This window comes from Pseudomonas fluorescens (genome assembly GCF_030344995.1).
GTDB lineage: Bacteria > Pseudomonadota > Gammaproteobacteria > Pseudomonadales > Pseudomonadaceae > Aquipseudomonas > Aquipseudomonas fluorescens_BF.
In genome coordinates, this window is the sequence record NZ_CP128260.1 from 2,446,317 (window position 1) to 2,463,631 (window position 17,315).

The window sequence follows — 17,315 nt, forward strand, 5'->3', positions numbered from 1 at the left end:
GATTCTAGGCGAGCGCTATGCTTGCCCCGAGCACTCGATGACGTGTCACCCTCCGGGACTTTCCGGGGCATCAAAGAAATGATCGCGCGCGGCATGCTGTCGTCGTCGCGCGCAATGCCTTACGGCAGCGACAATCAACATCTTCTCGCTGGCCGAGGAACGTTCAAACAAAGGAAGAGGCTATGGTTCAAGTTCGCAAACTGGTGTTAGCAATAGCGGCCGCCTCGGCGCTGTCCTCCGGTATGGCGCATGCCCTCGGGCTCGGGGAGCTGACCCTGAAGTCGACCCTGAACCAGCCGCTGGTGGCGGAAATCGAGCTGCTCGATGTCAAGGACCTGACCGCTGCCGAAGTGGTGCCGAGCCTGGCCTCGCCGGAAGATTTCGCCAAGGCCGGCGTCGATCGCCAGGCCTTCCTCAATGATCTGACCTTCACCCCGGTGCTCAACGCCAGCGGTAAAAGCGTGCTGCGCGTAACGTCGAGCAAGCCGCTGTCGGAGCCGATGGTGAAGTTCCTCGTGCAGGTGATGTGGCCGAACGGCCGTCTGCTGCGCGATTACAGCGTGCTGCTGGATCCTTCGAAGTTCTCGCCGCAGACCGCTGATGCCGCCGCTCAACCAGCGCCAGCGCAAACCATCACCGCACCGACCACCGGCGCCACGCATTCGACCCACACCACCACGCCGCGCGACACCCTGTGGGAAATCGCCGCCAAGGCGCGCACCGGCGGTTCGGTGCAGCAGACCATGCTGGCGATCCAGGCTCTGAACCCAGACGCGTTCATTGGCGGCAACATCAACCGCCTGAAAACCGGTCAGGTGCTGCGTCTGCCGGATCAGGTGCAAAGCACTGCGCTGCCGCAATCGAAGGCAATTGCCGAAGTGGCCGCGCAGAACGAAGCCTGGCGTCAGGGTCGTCGTTATGTGGCCAAGCCGGGCACCGGTCAGCAGCAGCTCGATGCGACCAATCGTGGCCGCGCCAATACCGGTGCTGCGCAAAACGCCAAGGACAACCTGAGCCTGGTGTCCGCCGAAAGCGCCAAGGCGCGCGGCAAGGGCCCGGCTGGCGACGCCAAGGCCTTGAGCAACAAACTGGCGGTCACTCAGGAAAGTCTCGACACCACCCGTCGTGACAACGAAGAACTGAAAAGCCGCATGGCCGATCTGCAAAGCCAGCTGGACAAGCTGCAGCGCCTGATCGAGCTGAAGAACAATCAACTGGCGAAAATGCAGGCCGAAGGTTCGGGCGCTGCCCCAGCTGCGGCTCCCACTGCGCCAGTAGTGCCGGCGATCACCGCGGAACTGGCTGCCACACCGCCGGCAACTCCGGCAGAGGCTGCACCGGCCGCACCTGCGCCTGAGGCTGCTGCTCCGGCCCCGGTCGAGCCGGTTGTCGAGCCTGTGGTTGAAACCAAACCGGCTGCCGATGACGAGAAAACCTTCAACGAACTGCTGACCAATCCGATCCTGCTGGGTCTGGTCGGTGGCGGCGCGGTGGTTCTGCTGCTCCTGCTGTTGCTGCTGGCACGTCGCCGCAAGGCACAACAGGAAGCCGAAAAACACCTGCGCATGGCCCGTGCCCTGGAGGAGCAATCCTTCTCCCAGGACCTCGACCTGCCGGAAAGCAGCTTCGAAGGTCTGGAAGTGCCAGCCGCCAGCGTCAAGCTGACCCCGGCACCAGCTCCGGCTCCAGCTCCAGCGCCTGCCGCTGCTGCTGTAGTTGCTCCGGTGGTGATGGCCGAGCCGATCGCCGCGCCGTTGGTGGCGCCTGCCGCCGAGCGTTCCGACGACGTGCTGGACAAGGCACAGTCTCACATCGACGGCGGTCGTCTGAACCAGGCCGCCGCGTTGCTGGAGGAGGGCGTGAGCCTGGAGCCACAGCGCAGCGATATGCGTCTGAAGCTGATGGAAGTTTACGGTCGCCAGGGTGATCGCGATGCGTTCGTCGGTCAGGAGCGCCAACTGGTTGCCAATGGCGACAACTTCGCCAAGGTCGAAGAGCTGAAAAGCCGCTTCCCGGCCATGGCGGTCGTCGCGGCCAGCGGTCTGGCGGCAGCGGCCATTGCCGCCGAGCTGGACGAGGATTACGTCAAGGAGCTGTTGCTCGACGAGCCTGAAGCGCCTGCTGCGGCTGATGACGAACTGGACAGCGCTTTCGACCTGAGCCTCGACGATCTCGACAACATCACGCCGGTTGAGCCTGTGGCGGCTGTCGAGCCGGAAGCGCCGGTGGAGCTGGACGCGTTCCCGACTGACGACGACCTGAGCTTCGAGTCCGTGCTGCAACAGCAGACCGACATCAAGGAAAACCTCGACGACCTGTCGGACTTCGATCTGGATCTGGACCTCGGTGCCGATCCTGCGCCTGCGCCGGTCGAGTTGGCAGACGATGATTTCCTGCTGGATCTGGACGAAGGCGTGAAGGATCTGCCGCTGGTTGAAACCCCAACTGTGGCCGACGTGCCGCAGGACGACCTGGAGCTGCCAGCCGATTTCGACCTGTCCCTGGCTGACGAAATGGACGCGGCGCCTGCCGAGCCGGATGCGTTCGCCGCCGAACTGGACGATGTCAACGCCGAGCTGGATCGTCTGTCGAGCAGCATCAACGAGCCAAGCTTCACCGAAGCCGATGCCGCGCTGGGTGATGATCTGGGTGAGGATGACTTCGACTTCCTCTCCGGTACCGACGAAGCCGCGACCAAGCTCGATCTGGCTCAGGCCTACATCGACATGGGCGACAACGACGGTGCGCGCGACATCCTCAATGAAGTCATCAGCGAGGGGAACGACAAGCAGAAGAGCGAAGCGAGCGAAATGCTTTCGCATCTGGCCTGAGTCGGCATTCAGCACTAAACAAAACGGCAGCCCATGAGGCTGCCGTTTTTGTTTGGGTCTGGTTTCCCCGTCCCGCCGCCTTATAATGCCCGCCTTTGTAGATCAGCAGGCTGTACCGACTTGGCAAACATAGATAACCCGGCCGCCGAAATGGCACCCGAAGGCTTTTTCCGCGTCGCGCTGGGCGTTGAATACAAGGGCTCGCGCTACAGCGGCTGGCAGCGCCAGTCCACCGGTGTACTCACCGTGCAGGAAACTCTGGAAAAAGCCCTGTCGAAGGTCGCCGACTCGCCGATCTCGCTGCAATGCGCCGGGCGTACCGACGCCGGTGTGCATGCCTGCGGGCAAGTGGTGCATTTCGATACCCAGGTCGACCGTTCGCTGAAAGCCTGGGTCATGGGCGCCAACATCAATCTGCCCCACGATATCAGCGTCAGTTGGGCGAGGGTCATGCCGGCGCATTTCCATGCGCGATTCAAGGCGATTGCCCGGCGCTATCGCTACGTTATCTACAACGATCAGATCCGCCCGGCTCATCTCAACGAAGAAATCACCTGGAATCACCGTCCGCTGGACGTCGAGCGCATGGCTGCGGCCGCGCAGTACCTGATCGGCACCCATGATTTCAGCGCCTTTCGTGCCGGTCAGTGCCAGGCCAAGTCGCCGATCAAGAAGATGCATCACCTGCGCGTGACCCGTCACGGCAAAATGATCGTTCTGGATATCCGCGCCAACGCGTTCCTGCACCATATGGTGCGCAACATCGCCGGTGTGCTGATGACCATCGGTGCCGGCGAGCGGCCGGTGGAGTGGATGAAAGAAGTGCTGGAGAGCCGCGAGCGGCGTTCTGGCGGCGTCACGGCGCATCCGTTCGGTCTGTATCTGGTGCAGGTCGAGTACCACGACGAGTTCCCGTTGCCCGAGCGTTTCATCGGGCCACATTTCCTTACGGGTTTCTCGGAACTTGACGGCTGACGCCCTCGAACGCATTTGTTACCATCCGGGACTTTCTCGGATTTGCCTTGGGGTTTTTATCGACATGTCAGCCGTTCGCAGCAAGATTTGCGGGATTACCCGCATAGAAGATGCGTTGGCAGCCGTCGAGGCCGGGGCCGATGCCATCGGTTTTGTGTTCTACGCTAAAAGTCCCCGGGCGGTGACCGTGCAGCAGGCGCGGGCGATCATCGCCGCATTGCCGCCGTTCGTGACCACGGTCGGGCTGTTCGTCAATGCCAGCCGTTGCGAGCTCGGGGAAATCCTCGATGCCGTGCCGCTGGATCTGTTGCAGTTCCACGGCGACGAAACCGCCGCCGAGTGTGAAGGCTGGCACCGGCCGTACATCAAGGCCTTGCGGGTCAAGGCGGGCGATGACATCGCCGCCGCCTGCAATGCCTACCCGAGCGCCAGCGGCGTGCTGCTCGACACTTATGTCGAAGGCGTGCCCGGTGGAACCGGCGAGGCGTTTGACTGGTCATTGATTCCGCAAGGCTTGTGCAAGCCGTTGATTCTGGCCGGCGGCCTGACGCCGGAGAACGTCGCCGATGCGGTAGCCCGGGTGCGGCCGTATGCGGTGGATGTCAGCGGCGGGGTAGAGGCGAGCAAGGGCATCAAGGATCACGCAAAGATTCGTGCATTCATCAACGCCGTACGCTGATGTGACGGCTGGCAGACTGCCGCCGTCCACAGCTCTGTAGAAAAGAGGCTGAGGGTTTTTTCGGGGTGTACGCAGGTCAGTTCCGCTGACCCGGCAGCCCGGCCGATCATCGCCACACATGAATTTAGCTGAAGGGCATACGCGGGGCCGCGAACCAGAGCGTTCGGGCCGCCGGTACTGGAGAAAGAAAGCATGAGCAACTGGTTGGTAGACAAGCTGATCCCTTCGATCATGCGTTCCGAGGTCAAGAAGAGCTCGGTCCCTGAAGGTCTGTGGCACAAATGCCCGTCCTGCGAGGCTGTGCTGTATCGTCCGGAGCTGGAAAAGACCCTGGACGTTTGCCCTAAATGCAACCACCACATGCGCATCGGCGCACGTGCGCGCATCGACATCTTCCTGGATGCCGAAGGCCGTGCCGAACTGGGCGCCGACCTGGAGCCGGTTGACCGTCTGAAATTCCGCGACGGCAAGAAGTACAAGGATCGTCTGGTCGCTGCCCAGAAGCAGACCGGCGAGAAAGACGCACTGGTTTCCATGAGCGGCACCCTGCTGGGCATGCCGGTCGTGGTTTCGGCGTTCGAATTCAGCTTCATGGGCGGTTCCATGGGCGCCATCGTCGGTGAGCGCTTCGTGCGCGCCGCCAACTACGCGCTGGAAAACCGTTGCCCGATGGTGTGCTTCTCCGCCTCCGGTGGCGCGCGCATGCAGGAAGCCCTGATCTCGCTGATGCAGATGGCCAAGACCTCGGCCGTGCTGGCGCGTCTGCGTGAAGAAGGCATTCCGTTCATCTCCGTGCTGACCGACCCGGTCTACGGCGGTGTTTCCGCCAGTCTGGCGATGCTGGGCGACGTGATCGTCGGTGAGCCTAAAGCCCTGATCGGCTTCGCCGGCCCGCGCGTGATCGAGCAGACCGTGCGTGAAAAATTGCCGGAAGGCTTCCAGCGCAGCGAGTTCCTGCTGGAGCACGGTGCAATCGACCTGATCATCGACCGTCGCGAACTGCGTCCGCGTCTGGGCAACCTGCTGGCGCAACTGACCGGCAAGCCGACCCCGACCTTCGTTGCCGCGCCGATCGAGCCGATCGTCGTTCCGCCGGTGCCTGCCAACGTATGACCGAGCGCACCCTTGGCGAGTGGCTCGCCTACCTTGAACAGTTGCATCCATCGGCCATCGACATGGGGCTGGAGCGTTCGCAACAGGTAGCGTCCCGCATGGGACTGGGCCAGCCGGCGCCTCGGGTGATTACGGTCACCGGCACCAACGGCAAGGGTTCGACCTGCGCCTTCGTGGCTTCATTGCTGCGGGCGCAGGGCCTCAACGTCGGTGTCTACAATTCTCCGCACCTGCTGCGTTACAACGAGCGGGTGCAGCTCAATGGCGTCGAAGCCACTGATGCGCAGTTGTGCGAAGCCTTTGCGGCGGTCGAAGCGGGGCGCGGCGAGACTTCCCTGACTTACTTCGAAATGGGCACTCTGGCGGCGTTCTGGCTGTTTCAGCAAGCCGGGCTCGATGCGGTGGTGCTGGAAGTTGGCCTGGGCGGGCGTCTGGACACGGTCAACGTGGTCGATGCCGATATCGCGCTGGTCACCAGCATCGGTGTCGATCACGCCGATTACCTGGGCAACACTCGCGAATCCGTGGCCTTCGAGAAGGCCGGGATTTTCCGTCAGGGCAAACCTGCGCTGTGCGGCGATCTGAATCCTCCACAACCCCTGCTGGACAAGGCGCGCGAGCTTGCTTGCCCGTTCTTCCTGCGCGGGCGCGATTTCGATCTGGGTATCACGGATCAATTCTGGCAGTGGCGCGGTACTGATGCTGACGGTCAGGTCGTCGAGCTGCGTGATTTGCCGCTGCTTGATCTGCCGATGGAAAACGCCGCGCTGGCGTTGCAGGCTTATCTGTTGCTTGGTTTGCCATGGGATGCCGGGCAGATTGTTGCGGCGTTGCAGGCGACTCGCGTGGTCGGTCGCCTGGATCGTCGTTCGTTCGAATGGAATGGCAAGCGTCTCAACCTGTTGCTTGATGTTGGCCATAACCCGCATGCAGCGGAGTATCTGGCGCGGCGTCTGGCTGCGCGTCCGCCGGTCGGCAAGCGTCTGGCGGTGTTCGGCCTGTTGGCGGACAAGGATCTGGACGGTGTCATCGGTGAATTGAATGCCAGCGTCCAGCATTGGGCGGTGGCGCCGCTGGATTCGCTGCGTGCACGTCCGGTGGCTGAATTGAATGTTGCGTTGCAGAACCTTGGCGCGTCGGTCACGTCTTATGAGAGCGTGGTGGCTGCGCTGGAAGGGCAGTGCGCAGTGGCCACCAGCGACGACGAGATCTTGCTGTTCGGATCATTTTATTGTGTCGCCGAGGCCCTCGAATGGCTGTCTCGGCGCTCCACGGAGGAAGCGGCAAATGGCTTTGCTGGATAAAGCGTACAAACAGCGCATGGTCGGTGCCCTGGTGCTGGTGGCGCTGGCGGTTATTTTCCTGCCGATGCTGTTTTCCCGTCAGGATGAGCAGCGTCAGGTGACCGTCGATGCACCGGCTGCGCCGCAAGCGCCTGCCGTGGCGCAGATCCAGATGGAAACCGTGGCCGTGCCCGAGCCGCAGGTTCTGCCGCAAGAGCCAGTGCCGAGCGATGACGAAGTCGCGGAACAAGCAGCGCCAGCAGCGCCGATTGCTTCCGCTGCGCCAGCCCCGGCTCCGGCGCCGGTGGCCAAACCGGTTGCGCCGGCGCCTGTTCCAGCTCCCGTGGCCAAGCCAACCACGGCTCCGGCCCAGCCAATCGCTGCGCTTTCCACCAAGCCTGATACCACTCAAAGCCGCGTTGACGCCAATGGCCTGTCGGTGAGCTGGTCGGTGCAACTGGCCAGTCTGTCGAGTCGCGCCAGCGCCGAAAGCCTGCAGAAAACCCTGCGCAGCCAAGGCTACAACGCTTACATCCGTTCTGCCGATGGCAAGAACCGGGTGTTCGTCGGTCCGCTGATCGAGCGTGCCGAAGCCGATCGTCTGCGTGATCTTTTGAGCCGCCAGCAGAACCTGAAGGGGTTTGTGGTGCGCTTTCAGCCTGAGCGTGGCTGAAATCTATCGCCCCGATTGAAATGCACTGACATTCGCAGCTTACCGACAGCCCTGCGCTCTGCTAAAATGCGCCGCCTTATCCGTCTGTAGGCTGCACTGTGCCATTTACCTGGGTTGACTGGGCGATCGTTGCAATCATCGCCATCTCCGCTTTGATCAGTTTGAGCCGCGGCTTCGTCAAAGAAGCATTGTCGCTGGTGACCTGGATCATCGCAGGAGCCGTTGCCTGGATGTTCGGTGGCTCACTGTCCGAGTACCTCGCCGGATACATCGAAACACCGTCGGCTCGTGTGATCACGGGCTGTGCCATCATGTTTGTCGCCACACTGATCGTGGGCGCAATGATCAATTATCTTATCGGCGAGTTGGTTCGCGTCACCGGGTTGTCCGGGACCGATCGATTCCTCGGCATGGCCTTCGGCGCTGCGCGTGGCGTGTTGCTGGTGGTCGTGGCGGTCGGGCTGTTGAGCCTGGGGCCGGTACAGCAGGACGGGTGGTGGAAAGAATCACAGCTCGTACCAAAGTTTCTATTGGTCGCAGACTGGTCCAAGAACCTGATTCTCGGGTGGAGCAGTCAGTGGCTTGCCAGCGGAATCAGCGTACCCGCTGATATTCCGTTCAAGGAGCAACTCTTGCCGTCGGCCAAAACGCCTCAGTGAGTGTTGTTCAGTTCAGATCCATTAAGTAGGGGTTGCGTCGCATGTGTGGCATCGTCGGTATCGTCGGTAAGTCGAACGTCAATCAGGCGCTGTATGACGCGCTAACCGTGCTCCAGCACCGCGGCCAGGACGCTGCCGGTATCGTGACCAGCCATGATGGCCGGTTGTTCTTGCGCAAGGACAATGGCCTGGTGCGTGACGTGTTTCAACAGCGTCACATGCAGCGTCTGGTCGGCCACATGGGTATCGGCCACGTCCGTTACCCGACTGCCGGCAGCTCGACGTCGGCCGAGGCTCAGCCGTTCTACGTCAACTCGCCGTACGGCATCACCCTGGCGCACAACGGTAACCTGACCAACGTTGAACAGTTGGCCAAAGAGATCTACGAATCCGATCTGCGTCACGTCAACACCAGCTCCGATTCGGAAGTGTTGCTCAACGTGTTCGCGCACGAGCTGGCCCAGCGCGGCAAGCTGCAACCGACCGAAGAAGACGTGTTCGCTGCCGTGACCGACGTGCACAACCGTTGTGTCGGTGGTTACGCCGTCGTGGCGATGGTGACCGGTTACGGTATCGTCGGTTTCCGTGACCCGCACGGCATCCGCCCGATCGTGTTCGGCCAGCGTCACACCGACGAAGGCGTCGAGTACATGATCGCCTCCGAAAGCGTTTCGCTCGACGTGCTGGGCTTCACCCTGATCCGCGACCTGGCACCGGGTGAAGCGGTCTACATCACTGAAGACGGCAAGCTGCACACCCGTCAGTGTGCGACCAATCCGTCCCTGACTCCTTGCATCTTCGAACACGTCTACCTGGCGCGTCCGGATTCGATCATCGACGGCGTTTCAGTCTACAAGGCCCGTCTGCGCATGGGCGAGAAACTGGCCGAGAAGATCCTGCGCGAGCGTCCAGAGCACGACATCGACGTGGTCATCCCGATTCCGGACACCAGCCGCACCGCAGCGCTGGAGCTGGCCAACCATCTGGGCGTGAAATTCCGCGAAGGTTTCGTCAAGAACCGTTACATCGGCCGTACCTTCATCATGCCCGGCCAGGCCGCACGCAAGAAATCGGTACGCCAGAAGCTCAACGCCATCGAGCTGGAATTCCGCGGCAAGAACGTGATGCTGGTGGACGACTCGATCGTTCGTGGCACCACCTGCAAGCAGATCATCCAGATGGCCCGCGAAGCCGGTGCGAAAAACGTCTACTTCTGCTCGGCGGCTCCGGCTGTTCGCTTCCCGAACGTTTACGGCATCGACATGCCGAGCGCTCACGAGCTGATCGCGCACAACCGTTCGACTCAGGATGTAGCTGATCTGATCGGCGCTGACTGGCTGATCTATCAGGACCTGCCTGACTTGATCGAAGCGGTTGGTGGCGGCAAGATCAAGATCGAAAACTTCGACTGCGCGGTGTTCGACGGCAAGTACGTCACCGGTGACGTCGACGAGGCTTACCTGAACAAGATCGAACAGGCACGCAACGATGCCTCGAAGGTCAAGACCCAGGCGGTCAGTGCGATCATCGATCTGTACAACAACTGAGTTTCAACCGGCCCTTAGGGGCCGGTTTTGTATCTGGCAAAAGACTTTTATTTATCGAGAACAGGGCAAGGAGTGACAGCATGAGTCAGGAATGGGATGCCGGTCGGCTGGACAGCGACCTCGAAGGCGTAGCGTTCGATACCCTGGCCGTACGTGCCGGTCAGCACCGTACGCCGGAAGGCGAGCATGGTGATCCGATGTTCTTCACTTCCAGCTACGTGTTCCGTACCGCCGCGGACGCCGCCGCACGGTTTGCCGGGGAAGTGCCGGGCAACGTTTACTCGCGTTACACCAACCCGACCGTCCGCGCGTTCGAAGAGCGCATTGCCGCGCTGGAAGGCGCCGAGCAAGCGGTGGCCACGGCCACCGGCATGGCCGCGATCATGGCGGTGGTGATGAGCCTGTGCAGCGCCGGCGATCATGTGCTGGTGTCGCGCAGCGTGTTCGGTTCGACCATCAGTCTGTTCGAGAAGTACTTCAAGCGTTTTGGTGTGGAAGTCGACTACGTGCCGCTGGCCGATCTGTCGGCCTGGGATGCAGCGATCAAGTCCAATACCAAATTGCTGTTCGTCGAATCGCCGTCCAATCCGTTGGCTGAGCTGGTGGATATCACCGCGCTGTCGGAAATCGCGCACGCCAAAGGCGCGATGCTGGTGGTCGACAACTGCTTCTGTACGCCTGCCTTGCAGCAACCGCTGAAGTTGGGTGCAGACGTCGTTGTGCACTCGGCCACCAAGTTCATCGATGGCCAGGGTCGTTGCATGGGCGGGGTGGTTGCCGGTCGCAGCGAGCAGATGAAGGAAATCGTCGGCTTCCTGCGTACCGCCGGGCCGACTCTCAGCCCGTTCAACGCCTGGATCTTCCTCAAGGGGCTGGAAACCCTGAATCTGCGGATGAAGGCGCACTGCGCCAACGCCCAGCAACTGGCCGAATGGCTGGAGCAGCAGGACGGCATCGAGAAGGTGCATTACGCCGGTCTCAAGAGTCATCCGCAGCACGAGCTGGCTCAGCGTCAGCAGAAGGGCTTCGGCGCGGTGGTGAGCTTTGAGGTGAAGGGCGGCAAAGAGGGCGCGTGGCGCTTCATCGATGCGACCCGTTTGATTTCGATCACGGCCAACCTGGGCGACAGCAAAACCACCATCACCCACCCGAGCACCACGTCCCACGGCCGTCTGGCGCCACAGGAGCGTGAGGCTGCCGGTATTCGTGACAGCCTGATCCGCATCGCGGTCGGTCTGGAAGACGTCGCTGACCTGCAAGCCGACCTGTCGCGCGGTCTGGCGGCGTTGTGATCGAGTTGCCTACGCCGAAGACCGGCACCCATGGCCGCGTTGCATTGGTCACGGGTGCTGCGCGCGGGATCGGTCTGGGAATCGCGGCATGGCTGATTAGCGAAGGCTGGCAGGTGGTGTTGACGGACCTGGATCGTACGCGAGGTTCGAAAGTGGCAAAGGTGCTGGGCGAAAACGCCTGGTTCATCGCCATGGACGTTGCGGACGAAAGTCAGGTGGCGCTCGGAGTCGCGGAAGTGCTCGGGCAGTTTGGCCGTCTGGATGCGTTGGTGTGCAACGCTGCTGTGGCCGATCCGCACAACATCACGCTGGAAAGCCTCGATCTGGCTTACTGGAACCGGGTGCTGGCGGTGAATCTCGGCGGGCCGATGTTGCTGGCCAAGCACTGCGCGCCGTATCTGCGTGCGCACAACGGGGCGATCGTCAATCTGGCCTCGACCCGTGCGGCGCAATCGGAACCGGATACGGAGGCGTATGCAGCGAGCAAGGGCGGTTTGCTGGCGTTGACGCACGCGCTGGCGATCAGTCTCGGGCCGGAGATTCGCGTCAATGCGGTCAGTCCTGGCTGGATCGATGCGCGGGATCCATCCGCGCGGCGCGCGGAACCGCTGACCGACACCGATCATGCCCAGCATCCGGCGGGCAGGGTAGGGACGGTCGAGGACGTCGCGGCGATGGTGGCGTGGTTGCTATCGAAGAATGCAGGGTTTGTGACGGGTCAGGAATTCGTGGTCGATGGCGGCATGACCAAGAAGATGATTTATACGGAATGAAGCAATTTCGTCTTTTTTAGAAAAACTTCAATCCTGCTATTGACTTAGGTTCGCTACCTGCGTAAATTTCGCGGCCTCGGAGATGCAAACGGGTGATTAGCTCAGCTGGGAGAGCGTCTGCCTTACAAGCAGAATGTCGGCGGTTCGATCCCGTCATCACCCACCACTCCCGAGATACTTGCGAAAGCAAGAGGTAGGCTGAAAGTGCCTCCACCGACGCGCAGCGGTAGTTCAGTCGGTTAGAATACCGGCCTGTCACGCCGGGGGTCGCGGGTTCGAGTCCCGTCCGCTGCGCCATATTTAACGAGTCAGACATTGTCTGGTTCGCGATTGAAAAGCACCGAAGCTTTCAGTCAAACGAGTTACTTGAGCGCAAGCTCAAAGCGATACGCAGCGGTAGTTCAGTCGGTTAGAATACCGGCCTGTCACGCCGGGGGTCGCGGGTTCGAGTCCCGTCCGCTGCGCCATATCTGTTTCAAGGACCACTGAACGCCTTGAAGCACCGAAAGCAACCTCTGGTTGATTCGGCATCGATAGCAAAGACCCTGGTCGAAAGGCCGGGGTTTTTTGTGTCTGAAATTTGACCTTTCCCACATTCCTCCTTTGTAGCCAGCGACGAACGCTAGCCGTGGCTCGTTCGATGCCGCCGGGCAATCCGGCCTGCGTCCATGGGTCGCTGCGATGCGATGCCGCATTGATTTTTGATTCTTTGGTCAAATTTTTGTAACTGGTTGTTTGCTGCGAGCTCAGAAACCTTTAAAGTTAACCTTTCGGTCAGCTTTGCACTGTCATCACGCCCTTTGTTTAGCCAAAAAGGGCTTCTGCAAGACTCGAGATTCCCAGTAGATAACCAGAAGGGCGGATCCATAACCGCCCAGAGGATGATCCATGTCCAACCGTGAAATATCCCGGCGCTCGTTCCTTCAGGGCGGGCTGGTGGCGGGGGTGAGCGTTACGCTCACACCGCTCAGCAGTCAGGCGCTGGCTGCCTTGATGGAAAACAGCGTGACCGTGCCGTCCGAGCAGTGGCTCGGCAACAACGGCAAGGCGCGCCAGCGTAACGATGCCTTGTCCAAGGTCTGCGGCAGCAAGGTGTTTGCCCGCGACATCCGTTCCAAGGACATGCCGGGCTGGCCCCAGCAGCAAGGCCACGCCATGTTGCTGAAAACCATCAAGGCCGACCGCATCTACGACGGTTACGACCTGTCGTGGCTCGGCGCCGATCTGCAGCCTGATCGTATCGTTACCGCCGCCGACCTGGACAAGGACGGCATCGTGTTCCCTGAAGAGCACGCACCGGATCCTCTGCTGCCGGAAGGCAAAGTGCCGATGTTCATCGGTCATCCGGTCGCGATCCTGATCTGGAACGACTTCGAGCGTTTCCGTCAGGCCAAGAACAAACTCAAATTCAATGACAAAGCGATTCGTTACGGTGCGCAAGTACCGTTCTACGAAGGCGATCCCTATGGCAGTTTCCGCTACGTGCGCGTCGGTGGTCCGACGTCGGCGGACGAGGATGAGTTCGCCAGCCTGAAGGACTCGATCCTGTTCCCGATGCTGAAGAACCGTCGTCCTGTGTGGAATTCCCAACCGAACCTGCACGGCAACCTGACCGAGCGCGGCCTGTTTTACGCCGACCGCATGAAGAAAGAGATCGATACCCCGCCGGACAACTGGCTGGTGTTCGACGAGCGCTACAAAACCCCTTCGATCGAGCCGGCCGCGATGGAGCCGGACAACGGCAACGGCTGGTACGACCCGGCCACCAAAACCCTGCATTTCGTCGTCGCCACTCAGTGCCCGCTGGAAACCGCCACCGAGACCGCGAAGATGATTTCGCCGTCGCGTTTCGGCCTGGCCAACCTGAACATGCACCCGGGTTACACCGTCGGTTACGGCTCCAAGGACCACAACATTTTCGTCTACTACGCGGCCCTGGCGGCGTTGTACGGCGCAGGTGTGCCGATTCGCCTGGCCAACGACCGTTACGAGCAGTTCCAGAGCGGTATCAAGCGCCACCCGTTCGACATCCGCTACCAGTTGGCAGTGGACAAGACTGATCACAGCTTCAAGATTTTCCGTGCCGAGATGAGCGTCGACGGTGGTGGCCGGATCAACTACAGCCCGTCGGTGGCCGCCGTTGGCGCCACGGCGGCGCAGTCGATCTACTACATGCCGCAGAACGACCTGCAGGTCACCGCTTACCATTCCCGCGCCGTTGAAGCGGGTTCGATGCGCGGCTACGGCACGCTGCAGAGCATGGCCTCCACCGAGATGATGGTCGACGAAATCGCCGATCGCCTTGGTGTCGATGCCATCGATCTGCGTCGCAAGAACGCACTGCGTTCGGGGATGAAAAACACCCAGGGCGCGATCCCGGCCGGTGCGTTGCGCCTGCACGAGATTCTCGACAAGGCTTCGCTGCACGAAGTCTGGAAAAACCGCGACGCGATCAAGAAACAGCGCGAAGCAGCAGACCCGGACAACTGGTATGGCGTGGGTTTCGCCATTTGCCAGAAAGACTTCGGCACCGGTTCCGAAGCGCCGATGGCCAGTATCGAGTTCACCGCTGACGGGCGCATTTCCCTGCGTCACATCGGCATCGAGATCGGCACCGGCATGTCCACCTCGCAAGCGTTGGTGGTGGCTGACTTCCTCGGCAGCGCGGCTCACGACGTGAAGACCGGCGAAACCGAGTGGGATGAGATGCAGCTGGTGACCGCCGGCAATCCTTACATCATGAGCCAGGCCGAGCAGGACAACTTCCTGCGCAATCCGCGCTGGGTCGGCAAGCTGGCATCGGCCTCGTCCGCGACCAACTCCGCCTACTACTTCAGCCACGCTACCCGTGAAGCGGCGCGCGTGCTGTTCAACCACGGTCTGTGGCCGGCGGCGCTGGAGATCTGGCGTCAGGGCCCGTACGGCGGCCAGGCCAACCCTTACGTGGTGCGTCGCGAAGATGCGCATTGGGTCGATGGCAAACTGACCGCCAACGGTATGCAGCCGCTGACCTTCGAAGAGCTGGCCAAGCGTGCTCACGAGCGCGGTCTGGTCACCGGCGCCACGGTTCACGGTTTCAACCGCTGGAGCTGGGCAGAAGCCGAATACAGCATCGACGGCGTGCGCGAGCGTCTGCCGCTCGACGGTCTGGCGGTGAAGTACGGTGACGGCGCCCCGAAAGCGAAGAAAGTGCAGATGACCAGCGCCGGTTTCCACCTGCTGGACCGGCAGAACATCGCCTATCCGGTGGTTCAACTGAACAACGCCGCCGTGACCTACTACAGCCCGGTGGCAACGCTGGTCGAGTTGAAGGTCAACAAAGGTTCGGCAGAAGTCGAAGTGCTCAACCATCACTCGTGGCTGGAATGCGGCCGGGTGCTGGTCGAAGAACTGGTTCGTGGCCAGCTCGAAGGCGGGATCGCCATGGGCATCGGTCACGCCTTGATGGAAGAGATGCCGCTGTACGAAGGCGGGCCGGGGGAGGGTGACTGGAACTTCAACCGTTATCGCCTGCCGATGGCGCGTCATGTGGCGGTGTGGAAGCAGACGTCGGAAATCCTGCCGCCGCTGTCCCCAAGTGACCCGTCCAAAGGCATCGCCGAAGTGGTGATGATCCCGGTGGTCGGTGCCATCGGTAACGCTGTGGCCCACGCCATCGGTAAACGTGTTCGCGATCTGCCAATCACTGCTGCGCGCATCAAGGAGGCCCTCAATGGCTAACCGTCCGCTTCAACTGACCCTCAACGGTCAATCCGTCGGCCCGGTGGACATCCCTGATGACCTGCCGATGATCGATTACCTGCACGAATACAAAAACCTCACCGGTTCGCGCCTGGGCTGCGGCCAGGGCATCTGCCACGCCTGCGTGGTGATCGTCGACAACCCGGACGGCACCAGCGAAGAAGTGCGCACCTGCATCACCGGCGCGCATTACTTCGAGGGCAAGAAAGTCCGCACCATCGAAGGCCACGCCAAGCGTGACGAGCAAGGCCAGGTGACCGAGCTGAACCCGATCCAGCAGCGTTTCGTCGACGAATTCGCCTTCCAGTGCAGCTATTGCGCGCCGGGCTTTGTCAACGCCGCGACCGTGCTGGTGGAAAAGCTGCAACGCCAGCCGATCGTCAAAAGCAAACTGGAACAAGTCATCGAGGACAGCCTCGGCCATCACGTCTGCCGCTGCACCGGGTACGTGCGTTACTACAACGCCACCCGCAACGTGCTGACCGATCTCGGCCTGGTCAAGGAGGGTTAAGCATGAAGCAATTACTGACCCGCCTGACCCTGGCGGTCGGGCTGGCTGTGCCTGTGTTGGCGGCGCACGCGGATGATCAGGTCAAGCGCGGCGAATACCTCGCCCGTGCCGCCGACTGCATGGCGTGCCACACGGCGCCCGGCGGCGCACCGTTTGCCGGTGGCCTGCCGATCGTGTCTCCGTTTGGCACTATCTACGGCACCAACATCACTCCAAGCAAGGAGCACGGCATCGGTCTCTACACCGATGAAGAGTTCTTCGCCGCGCTCACCGAAGGCAAGCGTCGTGACGGCGCCAACCTGTATCCGGCGATGCCCTACACCTCGTATCACTTGATGCCGCGTGCGGATTCGGATGCGATTCACGCGTATCTGAAAACCATCGAGCCAATCGAGCGTGCAGCGCCGGTGACGAGTCTCAGCTTCCCGTTCAACGTGCGTCCGGGCTTGATCGGCTGGAACATGATGTACGGCAAAGACTTGAAGCTTGAGCCGGCCGAAGGCAAAAGCGACGCCTGGAAGCGCGGCCAGTACATGGTCGAAGTGCTCGGCCATTGCGGCGAATGCCATACGCCACGCGGCCTGCCGGGCGCGATGCAGTTGGACAAACGCCTGACCGGCGGCATCCTCAACGGCTATCTGGCACCGAGCCTGCTCGCCACTGATCTGGCAGCGCGCGGCTGGAATCATCAGGACCTGAGCACGTTCCTCAAGCACGGCATGAGCGCCCAGGGCACGATGTTCAACGAGATGTTCCCGGTGTTTCACAACAGTACTCAAGGCCTGAATGATCCGGATCTGGCGGCGATGGCGACTTTCCTGCTGGGCGACAAGCCTCCGGCGGCGAAAGAGTTGGCGGAAGTGCCGGTGGAAAAACTCAGTGCCAGCGCTCAACGCGGCCGTCAGGAATACCTGAACGTCTGCGCCGGCTGTCACGCGGCGGGTGGCGAGGGCAAGCCGCACATCGCAGTGGCCATGCGCGGCAACACCACGCTGCGTCTGGAAGACCCGCGCAACCTGTTGCGAGTAATCGAGGATGGTATCGGCGAGCAAAAATTCGCCGGGTTCGAACACATGCAGCCGATGCCGGGTTTTGCTGACAAGCTCAGTGCTGAACAGCTGACCGATCTGCTGAACTACCTGCGTCAGGGCTGGGGTGGTCAGTCGGCCGAGTTGGCGGTCGGTGACGTGCAGAAGCTTCAGGCTGACGCCCCGTCCATCGAGCACAAGGCGCACTGA

The 17,315-nt window shown here is 61.5% G+C and carries 13 protein-coding genes and 3 tRNA genes; all 16 read left to right on the forward strand.

Annotated features, from left to right (window positions below; genetic code table 11):
- Positions 1-182 precede the first annotated feature (182 nt).
- The 16 genes from QR290_RS11040 (at position 183) to QR290_RS11115 (ending at position 17,315) form a co-directional block, all read left to right on the forward strand.
- Complete coding sequence (locus QR290_RS11040) at positions 183-2,831, forward strand: FimV/HubP family polar landmark protein (RefSeq protein ID WP_289204895.1); 2,649 nt, start codon at positions 183-185, stop codon at positions 2,829-2,831.
- A 150-nt stretch (positions 2,832-2,981) separates the two neighbouring features.
- Positions 2,982-3,806, forward strand: coding sequence for a tRNA pseudouridine(38-40) synthase TruA (truA, locus tag QR290_RS11045; RefSeq protein ID WP_162803863.1), 825 nt, complete (start codon positions 2,982-2,984; stop codon positions 3,804-3,806).
- Between the two features lie 64 nt (positions 3,807-3,870).
- Positions 3,871-4,485 carry a phosphoribosylanthranilate isomerase gene (locus QR290_RS11050; protein WP_115077211.1) on the forward strand — a complete coding sequence of 205 codons (615 nt, stop codon included), beginning with the start codon at positions 3,871-3,873 and terminating at the stop codon, positions 4,483-4,485.
- Positions 4,486-4,677: 192 nt separating this feature from the next.
- Positions 4,678-5,598 (forward strand): acetyl-CoA carboxylase, carboxyltransferase subunit beta, encoded by a 921-nt coding sequence (accD, locus tag QR290_RS11055; RefSeq protein ID WP_007956457.1) that lies wholly within the window; start codon positions 4,678-4,680, stop codon positions 5,596-5,598.
- Positions 5,595-6,902: a bifunctional tetrahydrofolate synthase/dihydrofolate synthase gene (gene folC, locus QR290_RS11060; protein ID WP_115077212.1), complete on the forward strand. Its 1,308-nt coding sequence runs from the start codon at positions 5,595-5,597 to the stop codon at positions 6,900-6,902. Before accD ends, folC begins: the two co-directional genes overlap by 4 nt.
- Positions 6,886-7,554 carry an SPOR domain-containing protein gene (locus QR290_RS11065; RefSeq protein WP_115077213.1) on the forward strand — a complete coding sequence of 223 codons (669 nt, stop codon included), beginning with the start codon at positions 6,886-6,888 and terminating at the stop codon, positions 7,552-7,554. Before folC ends, QR290_RS11065 begins: the two co-directional genes overlap by 17 nt.
- Positions 7,555-7,652: 98 nt before the next feature.
- Positions 7,653-8,213 carry a CvpA family protein gene (locus QR290_RS11070; protein WP_103386621.1) on the forward strand — a complete coding sequence of 187 codons (561 nt, stop codon included), beginning with the start codon at positions 7,653-7,655 and terminating at the stop codon, positions 8,211-8,213.
- A 41-nt stretch (positions 8,214-8,254) separates the two neighbouring features.
- The gene (gene purF / locus QR290_RS11075) at positions 8,255-9,760 is read left to right on the forward strand and encodes an amidophosphoribosyltransferase (RefSeq protein ID WP_007956466.1); all 1,506 of its coding nucleotides are present in this window, start codon (positions 8,255-8,257) and stop codon (positions 9,758-9,760) included.
- A gap of 80 nt (positions 9,761-9,840) precedes the next feature.
- A complete protein-coding gene (locus tag QR290_RS11080; RefSeq protein ID WP_115077214.1) occupies positions 9,841-11,052 on the forward strand; it encodes an O-succinylhomoserine sulfhydrylase in 1,212 nt (403 codons plus the stop codon).
- On the forward strand, positions 11,049-11,825 hold the full coding sequence (locus QR290_RS11085) for an SDR family oxidoreductase (RefSeq protein WP_289204896.1): 777 nt from the start codon (positions 11,049-11,051) through the stop codon (positions 11,823-11,825). The genes QR290_RS11080 and QR290_RS11085 overlap by 4 nt, the downstream gene beginning before the upstream one ends.
- 90 nt (positions 11,826-11,915) lie before the next feature.
- Positions 11,916-11,991, forward strand: a tRNA-Val gene (locus QR290_RS11090).
- 54 nt (positions 11,992-12,045) lie between these two features.
- Positions 12,046-12,122, forward strand: a tRNA-Asp gene (locus QR290_RS11095).
- A gap of 93 nt (positions 12,123-12,215) precedes the next feature.
- Positions 12,216-12,292: transfer RNA gene (locus tag QR290_RS11100), tRNA-Asp, on the forward strand.
- Between the two features lie 421 nt (positions 12,293-12,713).
- Positions 12,714-15,545 carry a xanthine dehydrogenase family protein molybdopterin-binding subunit gene (locus QR290_RS11105; protein WP_289204897.1) on the forward strand — a complete coding sequence of 944 codons (2,832 nt, stop codon included), beginning with the start codon at positions 12,714-12,716 and terminating at the stop codon, positions 15,543-15,545.
- Positions 15,538-16,077 carry a (2Fe-2S)-binding protein gene (locus tag QR290_RS11110; RefSeq protein ID WP_007956473.1) on the forward strand — a complete coding sequence of 180 codons (540 nt, stop codon included), beginning with the start codon at positions 15,538-15,540 and terminating at the stop codon, positions 16,075-16,077. Before QR290_RS11105 ends, QR290_RS11110 begins: the two co-directional genes overlap by 8 nt.
- A gap of 2 nt (positions 16,078-16,079) precedes the next feature.
- Positions 16,080-17,315: a c-type cytochrome gene (locus QR290_RS11115; protein ID WP_289204898.1), complete on the forward strand. Its 1,236-nt coding sequence runs from the start codon at positions 16,080-16,082 to the stop codon at positions 17,313-17,315.

Excerpts from the sequence above, each read along its gene's own strand:
- QR290_RS11040 (WP_289204895.1), top strand. The coding sequence starts at position 183 with ATGGTTCAAGTTCGCAAACTGGTGTTAGCAATAGCGGCCGCCTCGGCG.
- truA (WP_162803863.1), top strand. The coding sequence starts at position 2,982 with ATGGCACCCGAAGGCTTTTTCCGCGTCGCGCTGGGCGTTGAATACAAG.
- QR290_RS11050 (WP_115077211.1), top strand. The coding sequence starts at position 3,871 with ATGTCAGCCGTTCGCAGCAAGATTTGCGGGATTACCCGCATAGAAGAT.
- accD (WP_007956457.1), top strand. The coding sequence starts at position 4,678 with ATGAGCAACTGGTTGGTAGACAAGCTGATCCCTTCGATCATGCGTTCC.
- folC (WP_115077212.1), top strand. The coding sequence starts at position 5,595 with ATGACCGAGCGCACCCTTGGCGAGTGGCTCGCCTACCTTGAACAGTTG.
- QR290_RS11065 (WP_115077213.1), top strand. The coding sequence starts at position 6,886 with ATGGCTTTGCTGGATAAAGCGTACAAACAGCGCATGGTCGGTGCCCTG.
- purF (WP_007956466.1), top strand. The coding sequence starts at position 8,255 with ATGTGTGGCATCGTCGGTATCGTCGGTAAGTCGAACGTCAATCAGGCG.
- QR290_RS11080 (WP_115077214.1), top strand. The coding sequence starts at position 9,841 with ATGAGTCAGGAATGGGATGCCGGTCGGCTGGACAGCGACCTCGAAGGC.
- QR290_RS11105 (WP_289204897.1), top strand. The coding sequence starts at position 12,714 with ATGTCCAACCGTGAAATATCCCGGCGCTCGTTCCTTCAGGGCGGGCTG.
- QR290_RS11110 (WP_007956473.1), top strand. The coding sequence starts at position 15,538 with ATGGCTAACCGTCCGCTTCAACTGACCCTCAACGGTCAATCCGTCGGC.
- QR290_RS11115 (WP_289204898.1), top strand. The coding sequence starts at position 16,080 with ATGAAGCAATTACTGACCCGCCTGACCCTGGCGGTCGGGCTGGCTGTG.